The following is a 14,929-nucleotide window of genomic DNA, read 5'->3' as shown; positions in this document are numbered from 1 at the left end:
ATAGAATTCAATGAACGATCGACGCGACGATGAACAGATGGGTCACGACGACGGTCCCATCTACTGTGCATTCTGCGGGAAGCGGCCGCATCAGGTTGCCGCGATGATAACCGGGCCGAGCGGCGTGAACATCTGCGATGAGTGTATATCGGTATGCGCCGACGCTATGCTGAGTGATTTGGGTTTGGGGATTCCCGGCTTTAACGTGCCTATTGATAGCGATGAGCAAATGCCCGGTCGTAGCGGAAGGTCTAGCCGTAACCGATCGGCTTCCAAGAATGAGAAGGGGGCTGCCGCCGCGCATGCTGTAGCCCCTGCGCCGTTGGAGAACCTGCCCACACCTCGGCAACTCTACGAAAAGCTTTCCGAACACGTGGTAGGGCAGGAACAGGCAAAACGGGCGCTGTCGGTTGCCGTGTATAACCACTACAAGCGCATCAGTATGGGTGCGGTCGCTGCAGAGGGCGACGTTGAGCTTGCTAAGAGCAATATCATGCTCTTAGGTCCCACGGGCTCGGGTAAAACGCTTTTGGCCCAAACGCTCGCGCGCACGCTGCGGGTGCCTTTCGCCATCGCCGACGCCACCACGCTTACCGAGGCGGGCTACGTGGGTGAAGACGTGGAGAATATCCTGCTAAAGCTGATGACGGCGGCAGATTTCGACATTCCGCGCGCCGAAATTGGCATCATTTATATCGACGAGATCGACAAGATTGCCCGCAAGGCCGAAAACCTATCCATCACACGCGACGTATCGGGCGAGGGCGTGCAGCAGGCACTGCTGAAAATCGTTGAAGGCACCGAGGCGAGCGTGCCCCCGCAGGGTGGGCGCAAACACCCGCAGCAGGAGCTACTGCATATCGACACGACGAACATCCTGTTCATCTTGGGCGGCGCGTTTGTGGGCTTGTCTGACATCATTGCTCAGCGCGTGGGGAAAAACGGGTTGGGTTTCGCATCTGAGTTGCCCGAAAGTAAGAAACTCGCCGAAGCTGAGCTGCTTGCCCAGGTGCTGCCCGAAGATTTGAACAAGTTCGGCATGATCCCCGAGTTTGTGGGGCGTATTCCCGTAGTCACGTCGCTGCAAGAGCTGTCTGAGGAAGACCTCGTGCGTATTCTCACCGAACCGAAGAACGCATTGGTAAAGCAGTACACGCGCATGTTCGAGTTTGAGAACGCCGCGCTCACCTTCGAGGCGGAAGCGCTTGCCGCTATTGCACACGAGGCGGTTGAGCACGGCACGGGCGCGCGTGGATTGCGTTCCATCTGTGAGCGTGTGCTGCAAAACGTCATGTATGAGCTGCCTGACCATACAGGCGTCAAGCGCGTGGTGGTACGTGCGAGCGACGTTTTGGGGGAGACGATCGTGTTTATAGAACAGATGGCTGAATTCGGCGAATCTGAAGGGTTGAGTGCGTAAGGTAAGCGAGTAAGCGAGTAAACGGGGGGATCCTTGTCTCAGTGGTGGACTGCCCTTTTGATAGGAGTCCGCTTTTCGTTGGAACGCGCGCCAGGACGGCGGTAAGCAGACATGCCGTATCTGCGCGCACGAGAGCATGAAAGAGCATGACATGGCAGAGAGCACGCAGGAGAAAAAGATCGACTACGACTTCGCGGCGCATGAGCGCCCGCTGTTCGAGGCGTGGAAAGACGCGGGGTATTTCCAGCGCGGTGAGGGCTTCGGCAAGCAGAAGGGGAAGCCGTATACCATCGTCATTCCGCCACCGAACATCACCGGCGTGCTTCATATGGGACATGCCTTAAACGATACGATCCAAGACACCTGCATTCGTCGCGCACGCATGCAGGGGCGTCCCACCCGCTGGGTGCTCGGCACCGACCACGCGGGCATTGCCACGCAGACTAAGGTGGACAAGAAGCTTGCCGACGAGGGTATCTCGCGTATGGAAATCGGGCGCGAGGCGTTCATTGATGCGTGTTACGACTGGTATCGCGAATACGGAGCCACTATCGTAGATCAAATCAAAGGCATGGGCTGTTCGTGCGACTACGACGACGAACACTTTACGCTGGAGCCGGGCTACGTGCGCGCGGTGCGTAAGCTCTTCGTTGACTGGTATCATCACGACCTCATTTACCGCGGCAAGCGCATCGTGAACTGGTGTCCGCATTGCACCACTGCTATCGCCGATGACGAGGCCGAATACGTGGACGAGTCGGGACATTTGTGGTATCTGCGTTACCCGCTTACCGAACCCGTTGACGAGCTTGAATACCTGGTGGTGGCAACTACACGGCCCGAAACCATGCTCGGTGACACGGGTGTGGCGGTTAACCCCAAAGACGAGCGTTTTGCCCACCTAGTGGGAAAAACTGTGAAGCTGCCGCTCGTGGATCGAGAGATTCCCATTTTTGCCGATTGGCACGTTGATACCGAGTTTGGTACGGGCTGCGTTAAGGTGACACCTTCCCACGATCCGAACGACTGGGCGATGGGTGAACACGCCGGTCTTGAGCGCATCAATATCTTCGATGAGACGGCGCACGTGGTGGAAGGCTATGGGCGCTTCTCTGGTATGGATCGCGACCAGGCGCGTGAAGCGGTTGTTGCGGCGTTTGATGAGTTGGGGCTGCTCGAGAAGGTGGAGGATCACGATCACTCCGTCATGACGTGCTACCGCTGCCACACCAAGCTAGAGCCGTGGGAGTCGGAACAGTGGTTTGTGGCGGTGGACGCGCTCAAGCAGGACGCTGCGCGCGTGGTGGAAGATGGCACCATTCAGTTCCATCCCGAACGGTGGAAGCAGGTGTATCTGGACTGGCTTGCAAATCTGAAGGACTGGTGTATCTCGCGTCAGCTGTGGTGGGGGCACCGCATCCCTATGTTCTACTGCGACGCATGCGGTTGGGAAGACGCCAGTGTGGACGACGTTGAGGTGTGTCCGGTCTGCGGCGCACCCACCCGGCAAGACGATGACGTGCTCGACACCTGGTTCTCGTCACAGTTGTGGCCGTTTGCGACCATGGGCTGGAACGAATCGGGTATGGATGCTCCCGAAATCAGGACGGCGTATCCCACGCAAGTACTGTCCACGGCACGCGACATTATGGGGCTGTGGGTGGCGCGCATGGTGATGTCATCGATGTACTGCACGGGAACCATCCCGTTTGAGCATGTGATCATTCACCCCACGGTGATGGCGGCCGATGGTAAGCCCATGAGCAAGAGCCGCGGCAACGGCGTCGATCCGCTGCGCCTTATGCAGGACTATGGTGCCGATGGCATGCGTTTTGGCTTACTCATGCAGGTAACAGGCGCGCAAGACTTGAAGTTCAACGAAGCGAAGCTGGAAAGCAGCCGCAATTTCGCGAACAAGATCCGCAATGCCGCACGCTTCGTGCTTATGAATTTGGACGATTATGAGCCAGGTGCGCCTGCGCCCGAAACACCAGCTGACCGTTGGATTTTCAGCCGCTTGGCGGGGTTGGTGGCCCGTGTTGACGAGGCGTTTGAGAACTTCGAGTTCGGAGAGATTACACGTGAGCTGTATGCGTTTTTCTGGAACGAGTTCTGTGACTGGTATATCGAGTTTTCTAAGGCGCGCCTTGCCGGTACGGCTGCCGACCGTGCTGTGTGCCAGCGCAACCTGGCATTCGTGCTCGATCAGGCATTGCGTCTGCTGCACCCCATCATGCCGTTCGTGACTGAGGAAATCTACCAACAGCTACCTATTAACCGTACAGATGCGCCGTACCTCATTGGTGCGGCATGGCCCGACGCCGAAGCGCTTTCGAGCTATGTTGACACCGATGCTGAGCGCGCTATCCAGATGGTGTGCGAGTGCGTGAACGCCATTCGCTCAACGCGCGCCCGCTACGGTATTTCGCCGAAGACCGAGCTTGCGGTGGTGGTGAAGGCGGAAGGTGCCGACACAGCACTGCTCGAGGCGCAGCGCGACCTCATTTGCGGCATGGGTAACACCGCATCGCTGGTTATTGGCGCAGATGTGAGCAAGCCTGCAGAATCCAGCGTTTCGCTGGCACCAGGGCTTGAGGTGTATATCGTGTTGTCAGGGTTGGTTGACTTCGCGGCAGAACGCGCCCGCTTAGGCAAGGAGCGCGACAAACTTGCGAAAGATGTTGCCAAGTTCCAGAAGAAGCTCGGAAATCCGGGTTTTCTGGCGAAAGCAGCACCTGAAATCATCGAGAAGGACAAAGCAAAGCTCGCCGACCTCACCGACAAACTGGCTCGGCTTGATGCTCAGCTCGCAGAGATTTCCTGATCGACAACAGAGCAGTTTGCTTCTTTGCTATAATGCGATGAGATGTGGCTTGGTCCGCATCTCATCGTAGACCGAGAAAACGAGGTTGAAATGGGAGAATTGCTGTCGCAGCTCTGGACGCCCGAAATCCAGGCCGCATTCACCGCTATCGTGGTGATGCTGGTGGTTCTGTATGTGCTGTCCATCGTGTGGGTTATCCGCGATGCCTACCTCCGCGGAACATTTTGGTACGTCTGGGGTATTCTCGCTCTGGTTCCGCTGATCGGCGTTATCGCGTACTGTCTGCTCCGCCCGCCACTATTGCAGATTGACCGCGACGAGCAAGAGCTCGAGGTGGCGTTGAAGCAGCGGGAACTCATGAAATATGGAGAGTGTGCGAGCTGCGGCTATCCGGTCGAATCCGATTACGTGATCTGTCCGAATTGTCATCAGCGTTTGAAGAACCTGTGTGGTGCCTGTCATCACGCGCTCGACCCAGCGTGGACGGTGTGCCCCTTCTGCGCAACTCCGGTTGGTGCCGCGCCGCGTCAGCGCCGTGCTGCTGCCCAGCATACGCGAACTCAAATGCCGCAGTAAGCGGTAGCATTCAGAGCGCGATGCGGTGTGTTGTTGCCGCGAGTTCGTAGTCTGTTTGCATGCGGGCCGCTTCCCGAAAGGAGGCGGCCCGTTTTTCGAACTGTGCACCCCATGGGGGGTAAGCTCGGTTCGAACGAGGTGGAATCCCCCGCGTTATGTGCGCGGGTGAATATGAGCACGCTGCGGTACTCAACGCTGCAGCGGAAGTATGTGCAGGTGCTCTGTGCGCACCCGGCGCAGGAAAGGAACATAATATGAACATCGTACTGCCCGACGGATCCATCAAAGAGCTGCCAAGCGGTGCCACGGTTGCCGACGTAGCCGCTTCTATCGGCGCAGGGCTGGCGAAGGCTGCGCTTGCGGGCGTGGTAGACGACGTGCCGGTCGATCTGTCGACTCCGGTTTCTGACGGCGATTCCGTTGCTATCGTCACAGCGAAAAGTGAGGAAGGCCTCGAGCTGCTTCGCCATTCTGCCGCGCATGTGATGGCTGCGGCGCTCGTAGACCTGTACGGCGACGTGAAGTTCGGGGTTGGCCCTGCGGTAGAGAATGGCTTCTATTACGACATCCAGTTACCTGATGGCGTAACTATCTCGCCAGACGACTTCGAGCGCATCGAAGCGCGCATGGCGGAAATCGTACGCGCTGACGAGCCGTTTGTGCGCTGTGAGGTATCACGCACAGAAGCGCTTGAACACTTCGCCGATCAGCCGTTTAAGGTGGAACTCATTAACGAACTCGATGAAGACGCCACCATTACTACATACACTATCGGCGCGTTCACGGATCTGTGTCGAGGCCCGCATTTGCCGTCCACGGGTAAACTCGGTGCGTTCAAGCTTACGAAGGTCGCTGGTGCGTATTGGAAGGGCGATGCAACGCGCGAAATGCTCACCCGCATCTACGGCACGGCGTTCTTCAAGAAGGCAGAACTTGAAGAGCACCTGCATAACCTAGAGGAAGCCGAGAAGCGCGACCACCGCAAACTCGGCCGTGAGCTGGGTATTTACATGATGGATCCTATGGCGGGTGTTGGGCTGCCGCTCTACCTACCTAAGGGCGCGCGCGTTATCCGCACCATGCAAGAATGGCTGCGACGCGACTTGTACGAACGTGGTTATGAAGAGGTAATCACGCCGCATATCTACAACGCCGACGTATGGAAAACAAGTGGCCACTACGGTTTCTATCACGAGAACATGTACTTCTTCAACATTAACGAGGGAACCGACGAAGAGCCGCGTCTGTCCGAGTACGGTGTGAAACCCATGAACTGCCCGGGGCATGTGATGCTGTACAAAAATGAGCTGCATTCCTATCGCGACTTGCCGCTGCGTTACTTCGAATTCGGCACAGTGTATCGTCACGAGATGAGCGGCGTGGTACATGGCCTTATGCGCGCTCGCGGTTTCACACAGGACGACGCGCACGTGTTCTGTACGCGTGACCAGGTGGTCGACGAGGTAGTTGCTATTCTCGATTTGGTTGACCACATCATGGGTACCTTCGGGTTCGAATACGCTGCCGAAATATCCACGCGGCCGGATAAGTCCATTGGTACCGATGACATGTGGGAGCATGCAACGGGTGCGCTGAAGGAAGCGTGCGCGCGACACAACCTTGCCTACGATATTAACGAGGGTGACGGCGCATTCTATGGTCCGAAGATCGACATCAAGGTGAAAGACGCTATCGGGCGCACGTGGCAGTGCTCCACGGTGCAGGTTGATTTCAATATGCCTGAACGCTTTGGTCTCACGTATCGCACCGAGGACAACACCGAAGAGCGCCCGTGGATGCTGCATCGCGCCATCTTCGGCTCTATCGAGCGCTTCCTCGGTATTCTTATCGAGCATTATGCGGGCGCGCTGCCGCTGTGGTTGGCACCGGTGCAGGTGACCATTCTGCCGCTAGCTGATCGCCACAACGAGGCGGCCGAGAAATTGGCTCGCACGCTCAAGGACGCAGGCGGCAGGGTAGAGGTGTACAGTCAGAACGAACCCATGCGCGTGAAAATTGCCAAGGCGCAAAGCCAAAAAATTCCCTACATGGTAGTGCTTGGTGATAAAGAAATTGAGAACGGCACGGTATCGGTGCGCGACCGCCATGAGGGCGATCTGGGGTCGTGGCCGGTTGAGAAGCTTGTAGAGGAACTTCGCGCGGCAGTGCTGTAAGGCGCGTGACGGCAGTTCTTCGTGCAAAACAGTAAGGCCCCTCTGTAGAGGGGCCTTACTGTTTAGAATCCCAGGAAATATTGATTGATCCCGTTTGCGTGGGGTTGTCGGAATTGATTATCGTATTTCCAGATACGTTTTCAGGGCAGGCCAGTTTAGGGCTGCCTGCTCGTATCCTTGTTCATACAAGTCGAGCAGCTTGTCGGCATCTTTCTCCATGCTCGATATACTCACGGGTACCTGCGGTCTGATGACGAAGGCCTCGCCGGCGGCGTGCATGCGCTCGATTGCTCGGTAGGTTCGGTTGTATTCGTAGTGGCGATACTCGCACCGTTCCAGGTAGTAAGGGTAATCGGCGTACTGCTGCCGCATGAGTGGCATGAGCTTATTGGGTTTCTTCTCATACCCAGGTGCCTGCGTGAGTACCACCACGTGCTTGGCTGCGCCGGTGCTGACAGAATAGTTGATAGGCACGCTGTCGCAAGTACCGCCATCGAGCAATTTCTTGCCGTCAACCTCGATGATCTTGCTCACAAGCGGCATCGATGACGACGCGATCAGGTACGGAAGACACCCGCGTCCGTCGACACATTCGTGGTAGTCAGCTTCACCGAGCTCAAGATCGCTGCTGACCACGGTAAGCGTCATGGGGGAGGTGTTGAACGCATCGTAGTCGAAGGGAACCAGGCGGTCGGGGATTTCCTGGAAGGAGAATTCGCGACCGAATGCGTTGCCTGTTTTTACAAAGCTTCGAAGCGACAGGTAGCGCGGGTCGTCGCAGAAAGCTGTATTCACCAGGCAGGTGCGCCCGATCTGGCCCGATAGATAGTTGTAGCCATTCAAGGCACCAGCCGATGTTCCAACAACCCGGTTGAAGGCAACGCCGCGTTCCATCAGGAAGTCGAGCACGCCGGCGGTGAACTGTCCGCGCATTGCGCCGCCTTCCAGCACAATGTTCGTATTGGTCAGGAAGAGGTCACAGCGGGCGGCAGATGGGATGTTTTCAGGTGTGTGCTCGGTGCGGTCGGGTGCCTTTGGAGAAGTTGTGTGCAGTGAGTTCATAAATGCGTCCTTTCTTTCGAGGTATTATAGCGATTCGCTTACAGTCGTACGTTGCATCACACATCCGCTCTACAATCGGCGAGGGAGGTGACGCGTCCTGCATTTGCAGGCGCGCAAACAAAAGAAAGGATCCCGACATGGTTGAACAGGTTACAAGCGATACGTTTGCCAAACTGGTTCTCGAAGCGCCGGGTAAGGTTCTCGTTGACTTCTATGCAACGTGGTGCGGCCCGTGCAAGATGATGGCCCCGGTGCTCGATGAGGTGGCAGCTGAGCTTCCCGTCGATCGCGCGGTGTATAAGCTCGACATCGACGCGAATCAGGCGCTTGCGCGGCGGTTTGCGGTGATGAGCGTTCCGACGCTCATGGTATTCGAGCAGGGCAAAGAGGTTGATCGCGCCGTCGGTGTGCAGCCGAAAACGCGCATCGAAGCCATGCTGGCGTAGGGTGCGAAGTCGCGGTTTCCGGAACGTGAGAGGACGCGAAGAAAAAGCTCAGGCGCTCCGCCATGTCACGCGGCATGGCGGAGCGTGTGATGTGGCAGTATAATCGCAACCATCATGATAAAGCCTACTCGTGAAAAAATAGCCTTGGCAGTGTTCGCGTTGGGAATGGTAGGCGCGCTTGCTGCCGCAGCGGCGTATCTGGTTATCGGTCATTCGTGGAACGTCGCCGCTTCTCACATCGACTACACGATCGACGCACTCGATGAGTTCGATGTTGTTGTATACGAAGGTCTGTCGGACACGCAAGCCCGTGTGTTACAAGATGAAGGGGAAGCGTCACCCTATCAGCTGCAACCAGGGTCACGTCGCTTCTCGCGCGCTGAGGCCGAACGGGTGGCGGAAAGTTACCGCAAGGCAGGTTCGTCGGTGCTGTTGCTTGATATTGACCATCCTCGCAAATACGCCGATGGACTGATCCTTCTGCGCGATGGCGTGCGCTTTGGTGTGCTGTCGGTGTCGGAAATGGATACGAAGCAACAGATTGCCGAGAAGGTTGATTACCTGCGTTCGGCGGGTGTTCGCATGGTGGTGGCGCTTGTGCCGTATAAGTCCGTGTTGGGCGACGTTGCGGGCATTGATGTGGCTATCTGTCTCAAGGATCGCATCGGTTTGTACCCGGAAGGCAAGACCATTAACGGCACCACGTTCGTGTCGCCAGCATCGCAGGGTTCAACTGGCGTTGTGCTCATGTCGTCGAGCAACGTGGTTCTGGTCAAATCGCTTCCGTATGACATGTAGGCCGTGCCCATAGCGTTGAACAGGTATAACGTGTCTTGTCATGTATTTACATGACAAGGATCGACGCAATTTATCGGGGAAATCCTTAACCTGCACGATAGCTGCGTCGAAGACGATACGGCAGAATTCTCCCTAACATGAAACGGTGCTGCCGAGGTGCTGGGCGAGCAATGCTGTAGGCAGGCTCGCACGACATGTGTGCTTCGTCGGTGGCAAACCGTAGGCAATCGCTGAAGGAGGATTCCAATATGAAGTTTCTTGGCATGGGTGTTCCCGAGCTCGTCATCATTTTGGTGGTCGTACTGCTTATCTTTGGACCGAAGAACCTTCCCAAGCTAGGCAAGGCGCTGGGCAAGACCGTCGGTAACTTGCGTGCCGGCATGTCTGAGGGCATGGATGATGACGAGGAGGAGAATGCCGTCGAAGAGGTTGAGGAAGAGCCTGAGTCACCTGCGAAGAAAAAAGTTGTAAAGAGGGTTAAGGCGGCACCTGTCGAGGCCGAAGAGGAAGCAGCGGCGAGCGAAGAAGAGCCCGCGAAAGCTGAAGAGACAACTGATAAGGAATAGCTACTCGGTTGCGTTCGCGCGACAAGATGAGTTGCAACGCGGCGAATTGCAACTCGGCAAACCGCGACGTTATGGGCGTTACGAACGTTACGAACGTTACGAGTGATATGTGAGTTATGGACAAAAACTCAAAGCTGTTCAATTTACGCACCTGCAGTAATGGTTGCAGGTGCGTTTTTTATCCGTGCTATCATGACAAGGTTGGATGATGAACGATTGAATGGTGTGCGGTTGATGAGAGCGCGTGAGGTGTGTGGTCGTTCGGAAACTAGTCGGTGGGCTTTCGTGCGGAAGGAGGGCACCATACATCATGGGTGCGCAGCGGTTCGCGGTGGCGCAGCTGAGCGAATACGCTCTTCCGGCAGTTGTTGGCTTCGCATGTAACCAGGGTTTTCTCTTTTCGCTGTTCTATACGGGCTGGAACCGCGCGGCGATACTCGGCCAGCTTGCGTTCGAGCGCGTCGATCTGTTTGGCGCTCTCTTGTGTATGACGCTGTCGTTTGCTGCGCTCCATTCTGCATCGGCGCGCGCTCGCAGTGCCGCGCTTTCTCGTCCGCTTCTGTGGTGTTATGCGGCGCTTGCAATCGTTGGGTCTGCTGCTCCGGTGCTGTTTGGCGATTCGGTTGCTGGCATTGCGTTGGAAAGTGCACTTGTGGGTTTCTCGTCAGGTGCGTTGCTGGCGGCGTGGGGGCGCGCATTTTCTCATTGTCCGAGACGCTGGCTGCTTATGATCATCGTTTTAGGGGCGGGGCTTGGTGCTGTTTTGTGCCTGATCGCGTACGTGGTACCGGCGAGTGGGGCTGTGCTGTTGTTGAAGTTGTTGCCATTGGGCAGCGTGAGTGCGCTTGGTTGCTTTCCTCATCATGCACATGATGAAGGCTCTACCCAGCGGAAGTTATCGGATGCGTTGCCACAGGATCATGCTGCAGGTCTGCCGTTTGTGTTGGCTGATTTACTGCCAGAAGGGGAGCAGCGGCGCGAAACGGAGCTGCTCACGCGTAAGATGCTCGTTGGTATGGCGATGTTCGGCCTGGCAGCGGGCTTGATGGAAACGTTTGGCTCTGATCCGGGTATGGCATCGGCTCCAGCGCTTCCCGCCAGCTTGTTCATGTTTATCTTGTTTGTTGTAGCGACGATTCAACAGGTTTGTGGAAGCGCGCCGCAGAATGTGGGTACAACGGATGTACTGCGCCGGGGACAAGACGCGTCGGGGACACCTGGTGAAGAACGTCCACTTGAAGGCATGTACCGCTTGGCCATGTTCGTCATCTTGGCGGGCTTTCTACTGCTTCCCGTGGTGCGGGGCTATGGTGTTCCCGGTGAAGCAATCGTGTTGTCTGGGTATTTGGGTCTTACGTACGTGCTGATTTCGCTGTTTGTGGTGATGGCGAGTGTTTCCGAGGGCGATCCGGCGTTGGCGTTAGCTCGAGGTTTTGCGGCGCTCTACGCTGGCGAGGCGGCAGGCATCGGTGTGGGCAACCTGATTGAATGGGCATGTCCGGTTGCTCAAACCAACGGAACGCTTGCGGCATGCGCTGGCATGGCCGCAGTGGTGTCGTTTTTGTTCCTGTTCACGGAACGTGACTTCAATCGGCTGGCAACGATTGCGGACAAAGGCGATCCGGTTGATGAGTCGAGTCGCATTATCGCCAGCGAATTCGGGTTGTCTCCGCGCGAGGGCGAGGTGCTCACCCTTGCATTGCGGGGTCGCACGAGTGAGCGCATTGCGACCGAGTTGTTCATCTCGAAGAGTACGGTCGATACGCACTTGCGGCGCATTTACCAGAAAACCTCGGTGCATGGTCGGCAAGGTCTTATTGACCTTGCCGAGCGCATCTTGCATCACGGGGTGTAGCGGAATGTAGCGTGACGCGCCGCCCTACGACGTCTCACACAAGGGCATGCTTGCGCATAAGAAAACAACCCCGTTGCCAGGGCTGTTTTCCCTATAAGCTGCTTTGTTGGTTCGTGGCTGAATAAAGCGTGACGCGCCGCCACTACTTGCGCACATTCATGCAGCGCATGGCGTTTAAGATAGCCAGAATGGCAACGCCCACGTCGGCGAAGACCGCCAGCCACATGTTTGCCACGCCAATAGCCGCTAGTACCAGTACAGCAAACTTCACGCCCAGTGCAAACACGATGTTTTGCCACACGATGCGCATGGTTTTGCGCGAGATACGGATAGCGCGGGCGATGTTGGACGGTTTGTCGTCCATGAGCACCACATCGGCTGCTTCGATGGCTGCGTCCGACCCCATGGCTCCCATGGCAATGCCCACGTCGGCACGCGTGAGTACAGGAGCGTCGTTGATGCCGTCGCCCACGAATGCGAGCTTACCCGTGCGTGCTGCGCCATCCGATAGTAAACGCTCCACTTCTTCCACCTTATCTTGCGGAAGCAACTGCGCGTGTACTTCGTCGATACCCAGCCGCGAAGCCACCGATTGAGCCGCCGCTAAGCGGTCGCCGGTGAGCATGACTGTGCGTTGCACACCAGCCTCATGGAGCGCACGTATGGCCGCGGCCGCGTCGGGCTTCGGTTCGTCGGCGATAACAATGAACCCCAGATAGGTGTCGTCGGCTGCAACGTGCAGGACGGTACCTTGCGTATCGGTTTCATCGAACATGATGCCGCATGTGTGCATGAGCTTGTCATTGCCCACACTCACGCGTTCGCCACCGATAGTTGCCATCACGCCATGCCCACTGCGCTCTTCGACATCGCAGATTTGCGCGGTGTCAATATCACCTGAAAACGCGGAACGCACAGACAACGCGATGGGGTGGTCGGAGAACGCTTCAGTGTGTGCGGCCAGGCGTAGGATGCGCTCTTCGTCGCCGGGGTGCGCGGGCTTCACTGAGGTAACTACGAACGAGCCATTCGTAAGCGTTCCGGTTTTATCGAACACCACCGTGTCAACCGAAGCGAGCGCTTCCAGGTAGTTTGACCCTTTCACCAAAATGCCGAGCTTGCTGGCACCGCCGATGCCGCCGAAGAACGACAGCGGTACCGATATTACCAACGCGCAGGGGCAGCTGACCACCAAAAACGTCAGACCGCGGAACACCCAGTCGCTCCAGCTTCCCATGCCGGCAAGCGGCGGAATCACGGCCAGCAGTGCTGCGATTCCCACGACGATAGGTGTGTACCAGCGCGCGAAGCGGGTGATGAAGTTCTCGGTTCGCGCCTTCTTGTCGCTTGCATTTTCCACAAGTTCGAGAATACGACTGACGGTGGATTCGCCAAAGGGTTTCGTGGTTTCCACGGTAAGAAGCCCCGTCATGTTTACGCAGCCCGATATGACGTCGCTTCCTGGCTCAACCGTGCGTGGTAGGCTTTCGCCGGTAAGCGCCGAGGTGTCAAGCTGCGAGGTGCCGTCGACCACGACGCCATCAAGCGGCACCCGCTCACCAGCCTTCACGACAATTCTGCTGCCAACGGCCACCTCTGTTGGATCGACCTGAACAAGCTGTCCGCCATCCATTACGTTGGCGTAATCGGGCGCAATGTCCATCATTTCAGCGATAGATTGGCGGCTTTTTCCTACGGCGTAGCTTTGGAACAGCTCTCCTACCTGGTAGAACAGCATCACAGCTGCACCTTCGGCCATGTGCGGGCCGCTGTCGGGGAACAAAACCAGCGAAAAAGCGCCGATGGTGGCCACGGACATAAGGAAGTTTTCATCGAGCATATGGCCCGACTTGATATTGCGGCCTGCGCGCAGCAACACGTCGTATCCGGCTATAAGATAGGGCACGAGGAATAGCGCGAACTCGACGTACACGGCCGCCCGTGCGCTACCGAGCCAACTGTCAAGTGGCAAAAACTCGGTTACGGCGTACACAATGGCGAAAAGAACGAGTGCGATGACGATGCGGTTCCTCATGCGCCGCTGCTTCTTGTTCATGGTCGGAGGTACCTTTCGAGCTAGCGGACAATCGTGCAATCGGGCTCGATCTTCGATATGGCGGCTTGGGCGGCATCGACTATTGCGTCGAATCGCTCACTGTCAGCATCGATCGTGAGTTTCTGCATCATGAAGTTGACGTTTGCGCTGGTAACGCCATCGATTTTGCCGATTACTTCTTGCATCTTGGCGGCGCAATTGGCGCAGTCGAGGTCGTTGAGTTTGAAAGTCTTGCGCATGGTAAGTTCCTTTCTTTGTTGTGTGCGCTTGTAAGCGTCGCAGCTGCTCCTGGGTGTGCGGCGCATGGTTCACAAGAGGGCCTGCTGGCAAGTTTCCGGCGAGCTGTTTGCAGCCGTGTGGTTATGTGGTCACACAGTTGCTTTGCGGCGAAGCACGTTCGCGAGTGTGAAGTATTGCGAGGTCGCTACTCGCAGAGGTGTGTCATACCCTGAGCGAGCATGGTGTACACGTGATCGTCAGCCAGCGAATAGATGATGCTTTTGCCGTCTCGTCGAAACTTCACCAGTCGTGCCTGCTTGAGCGTGCGCAGCTGATGCGAGACGGCACTTTGTGTGGCTCCGACGATGTCGGCGATGTCGGCCACGCAGTGCTCGCGTTCCATGAGCGCGTAGAGGATTTTGATGCGCGTGGTGTCGGCGAACACCTTGAAGAGGTCGGCTAAATCGTACAGCAGCTCTTCGTCGGGCATGGTGTCGAACAAATAGGTACTTTCCTCGCGGTTGCAGCCGCAGGGGCATTCGATAGCACGCGCCGAAGGAGTGCTATCGACAACTCTTTCGGCAGCCTGTACGATATTCGATGTTTCGTTGGTCATGGTTGTTTCTCCGTTCAGTCGTACAAACAAACATATGAGCAACTGTTCATAAGTATAGGAATGCCGAGCGGTCTGTCAAGGGGAGCTTGGTAGAATTTACGCGAAATAAGTGGCAGGAAGATTATTTTTGGCCCTTCGCGGTTTTTAGTGGGTAGCACAGGGTGCCAACTGTGGGAAGTGTAGTTTTCCTAGGTTCAGGTAGATGATGGTCTTGAAGTACTCCAGGTTGCTGAACCCGCGGGCCTGTCTTTTGGCCGATTGGATGATTGAGTTCATACCCTCTAACACGGCATTGGTTAGCCTGTGGTCGAAGTAGT

The 14,929-nt window shown here is 56.7% G+C and carries 13 protein-coding genes; 8 read left to right on the top strand and 5 right to left on the bottom strand.

What is annotated here, in order from left to right:
* Positions 1 to 10 precede the first annotated feature (10 nt).
* The 4 genes from clpX to thrS all read left to right on the top strand — a co-directional run bounded on the left by clpX (position 11) and on the right by thrS (position 6,994).
* Complete coding sequence (clpX, locus tag G7Y43_RS09070; protein ID WP_165046090.1) at positions 11 to 1,420, top strand: ATP-dependent Clp protease ATP-binding subunit ClpX; 1,410 nt, start codon at positions 11 to 13, stop codon at positions 1,418 to 1,420.
* 151 nt (positions 1,421 to 1,571) lie between these two features.
* Entirely contained in the window at positions 1,572 to 4,244 is a 2,673-nt protein-coding gene (locus tag G7Y43_RS09065) for a valine--tRNA ligase (RefSeq protein ID WP_165046089.1), read from the top strand.
* Positions 4,245 to 4,334: 90 nt separating this feature from the next.
* Positions 4,335 to 4,820: a zinc ribbon domain-containing protein gene (locus tag G7Y43_RS09060; RefSeq protein ID WP_165046088.1), complete on the top strand. Its 486-nt coding sequence runs from the start codon at positions 4,335 to 4,337 to the stop codon at positions 4,818 to 4,820.
* Positions 4,821 to 5,074: 254 nt separating this feature from the next.
* Positions 5,075 to 6,994, top strand: coding sequence for a threonine--tRNA ligase (gene thrS, locus G7Y43_RS09055; protein ID WP_165046087.1), 1,920 nt, complete (start codon positions 5,075 to 5,077; stop codon positions 6,992 to 6,994).
* A gap of 117 nt (positions 6,995 to 7,111) precedes the next feature.
* Here the strand turns inward: thrS and G7Y43_RS09050 are convergent, their stop codons facing one another.
* Positions 7,112 to 8,056 carry a patatin family protein gene (locus G7Y43_RS09050; RefSeq protein WP_165046086.1) on the bottom strand — a complete coding sequence of 315 codons (945 nt, stop codon included), beginning with the start codon at positions 8,054 to 8,056 and terminating at the stop codon, positions 7,112 to 7,114.
* A gap of 137 nt (positions 8,057 to 8,193) precedes the next feature.
* On the opposite strand from G7Y43_RS09050, the gene trxA reads away from it, so the two are divergent.
* The 4 genes from trxA (at position 8,194) to G7Y43_RS09030 (ending at position 11,721) form a co-directional block, all read left to right on the top strand.
* Positions 8,194 to 8,502 (top strand): thioredoxin, encoded by a 309-nt coding sequence (gene trxA / locus G7Y43_RS09045; protein WP_165046085.1) that lies wholly within the window; start codon positions 8,194 to 8,196, stop codon positions 8,500 to 8,502.
* A gap of 114 nt (positions 8,503 to 8,616) precedes the next feature.
* Positions 8,617 to 9,300, top strand: coding sequence for a hypothetical protein (locus tag G7Y43_RS09040; RefSeq protein ID WP_165046084.1), 684 nt, complete (start codon positions 8,617 to 8,619; stop codon positions 9,298 to 9,300).
* Positions 9,301 to 9,548: 248 nt separating this feature from the next.
* Positions 9,549 to 9,866: a twin-arginine translocase TatA/TatE family subunit gene (gene tatA, locus G7Y43_RS09035; protein ID WP_165046083.1), complete on the top strand. Its 318-nt coding sequence runs from the start codon at positions 9,549 to 9,551 to the stop codon at positions 9,864 to 9,866.
* A gap of 310 nt (positions 9,867 to 10,176) precedes the next feature.
* Positions 10,177 to 11,721 carry a helix-turn-helix transcriptional regulator gene (locus tag G7Y43_RS09030; RefSeq protein WP_165046082.1) on the top strand — a complete coding sequence of 515 codons (1,545 nt, stop codon included), beginning with the start codon at positions 10,177 to 10,179 and terminating at the stop codon, positions 11,719 to 11,721.
* A 142-nt stretch (positions 11,722 to 11,863) separates the two neighbouring features.
* Here G7Y43_RS09030 and G7Y43_RS09025 read toward each other — a convergent pair whose 3' ends face one another.
* The 4 genes from G7Y43_RS09025 to G7Y43_RS09010 form a co-directional block, all read right to left on the bottom strand.
* Positions 11,864 to 13,777: a heavy metal translocating P-type ATPase gene (locus G7Y43_RS09025; protein ID WP_165046081.1), complete on the bottom strand. Its 1,914-nt coding sequence runs from the start codon at positions 13,775 to 13,777 to the stop codon at positions 11,864 to 11,866.
* Between the two features lie 20 nt (positions 13,778 to 13,797).
* On the bottom strand, positions 13,798 to 14,016 hold the full coding sequence (locus tag G7Y43_RS09020) for a cation transporter (protein ID WP_165046080.1): 219 nt from the start codon (positions 14,014 to 14,016) through the stop codon (positions 13,798 to 13,800).
* A 185-nt stretch (positions 14,017 to 14,201) separates the two neighbouring features.
* Complete coding sequence (locus tag G7Y43_RS09015) at positions 14,202 to 14,486, bottom strand: helix-turn-helix transcriptional regulator (RefSeq protein WP_165046105.1); 285 nt, start codon at positions 14,484 to 14,486, stop codon at positions 14,202 to 14,204.
* 270 nt (positions 14,487 to 14,756) lie between these two features.
* Positions 14,757 to 14,929, bottom strand: a 173-nt coding sequence (locus tag G7Y43_RS09010) for a transposase (RefSeq protein ID WP_165043106.1), incomplete at its 5' end; no start/stop codon positions are given.

This window comes from Adlercreutzia sp. ZJ138 (genome assembly GCF_011038935.1).
Taxonomy (GTDB): domain Bacteria; phylum Actinomycetota; class Coriobacteriia; order Coriobacteriales; family Eggerthellaceae; genus ZJ141.
The sequence above is the reverse complement of the archived record's forward strand: the minus strand, read 5'-3'. Positions and strand labels throughout refer to the sequence as shown.

Excerpts from the sequence above, each read along its gene's own strand:
- tatA (WP_165046083.1), top strand. The coding sequence starts at position 9,549 with ATGAAGTTTCTTGGCATGGGTGTTCCCGAGCTCGTCATCATTTTGGTG.
- G7Y43_RS09065 (WP_165046089.1), top strand. The coding sequence starts at position 1,572 with ATGGCAGAGAGCACGCAGGAGAAAAAGATCGACTACGACTTCGCGGCG.
- trxA (WP_165046085.1), top strand. The coding sequence starts at position 8,194 with ATGGTTGAACAGGTTACAAGCGATACGTTTGCCAAACTGGTTCTCGAA.
- G7Y43_RS09050 (WP_165046086.1), bottom strand. The coding sequence starts at position 8,056 with ATGAACTCACTGCACACAACTTCTCCAAAGGCACCCGACCGCACCGAG.
- G7Y43_RS09015 (WP_165046105.1), bottom strand. The coding sequence starts at position 14,486 with ATGCCCGACGAAGAGCTGCTGTACGATTTAGCCGACCTCTTCAAGGTG.
- G7Y43_RS09060 (WP_165046088.1), top strand. The coding sequence starts at position 4,335 with ATGGGAGAATTGCTGTCGCAGCTCTGGACGCCCGAAATCCAGGCCGCA.
- clpX (WP_165046090.1), top strand. The coding sequence starts at position 11 with ATGAACGATCGACGCGACGATGAACAGATGGGTCACGACGACGGTCCC.
- thrS (WP_165046087.1), top strand. The coding sequence starts at position 5,075 with ATGAACATCGTACTGCCCGACGGATCCATCAAAGAGCTGCCAAGCGGT.
- G7Y43_RS09040 (WP_165046084.1), top strand. The coding sequence starts at position 8,617 with ATGATAAAGCCTACTCGTGAAAAAATAGCCTTGGCAGTGTTCGCGTTG.
- G7Y43_RS09025 (WP_165046081.1), bottom strand. The coding sequence starts at position 13,777 with ATGAACAAGAAGCAGCGGCGCATGAGGAACCGCATCGTCATCGCACTC.
- G7Y43_RS09020 (WP_165046080.1), bottom strand. The coding sequence starts at position 14,016 with ATGCGCAAGACTTTCAAACTCAACGACCTCGACTGCGCCAATTGCGCC.
- G7Y43_RS09030 (WP_165046082.1), top strand. The coding sequence starts at position 10,177 with ATGGGTGCGCAGCGGTTCGCGGTGGCGCAGCTGAGCGAATACGCTCTT.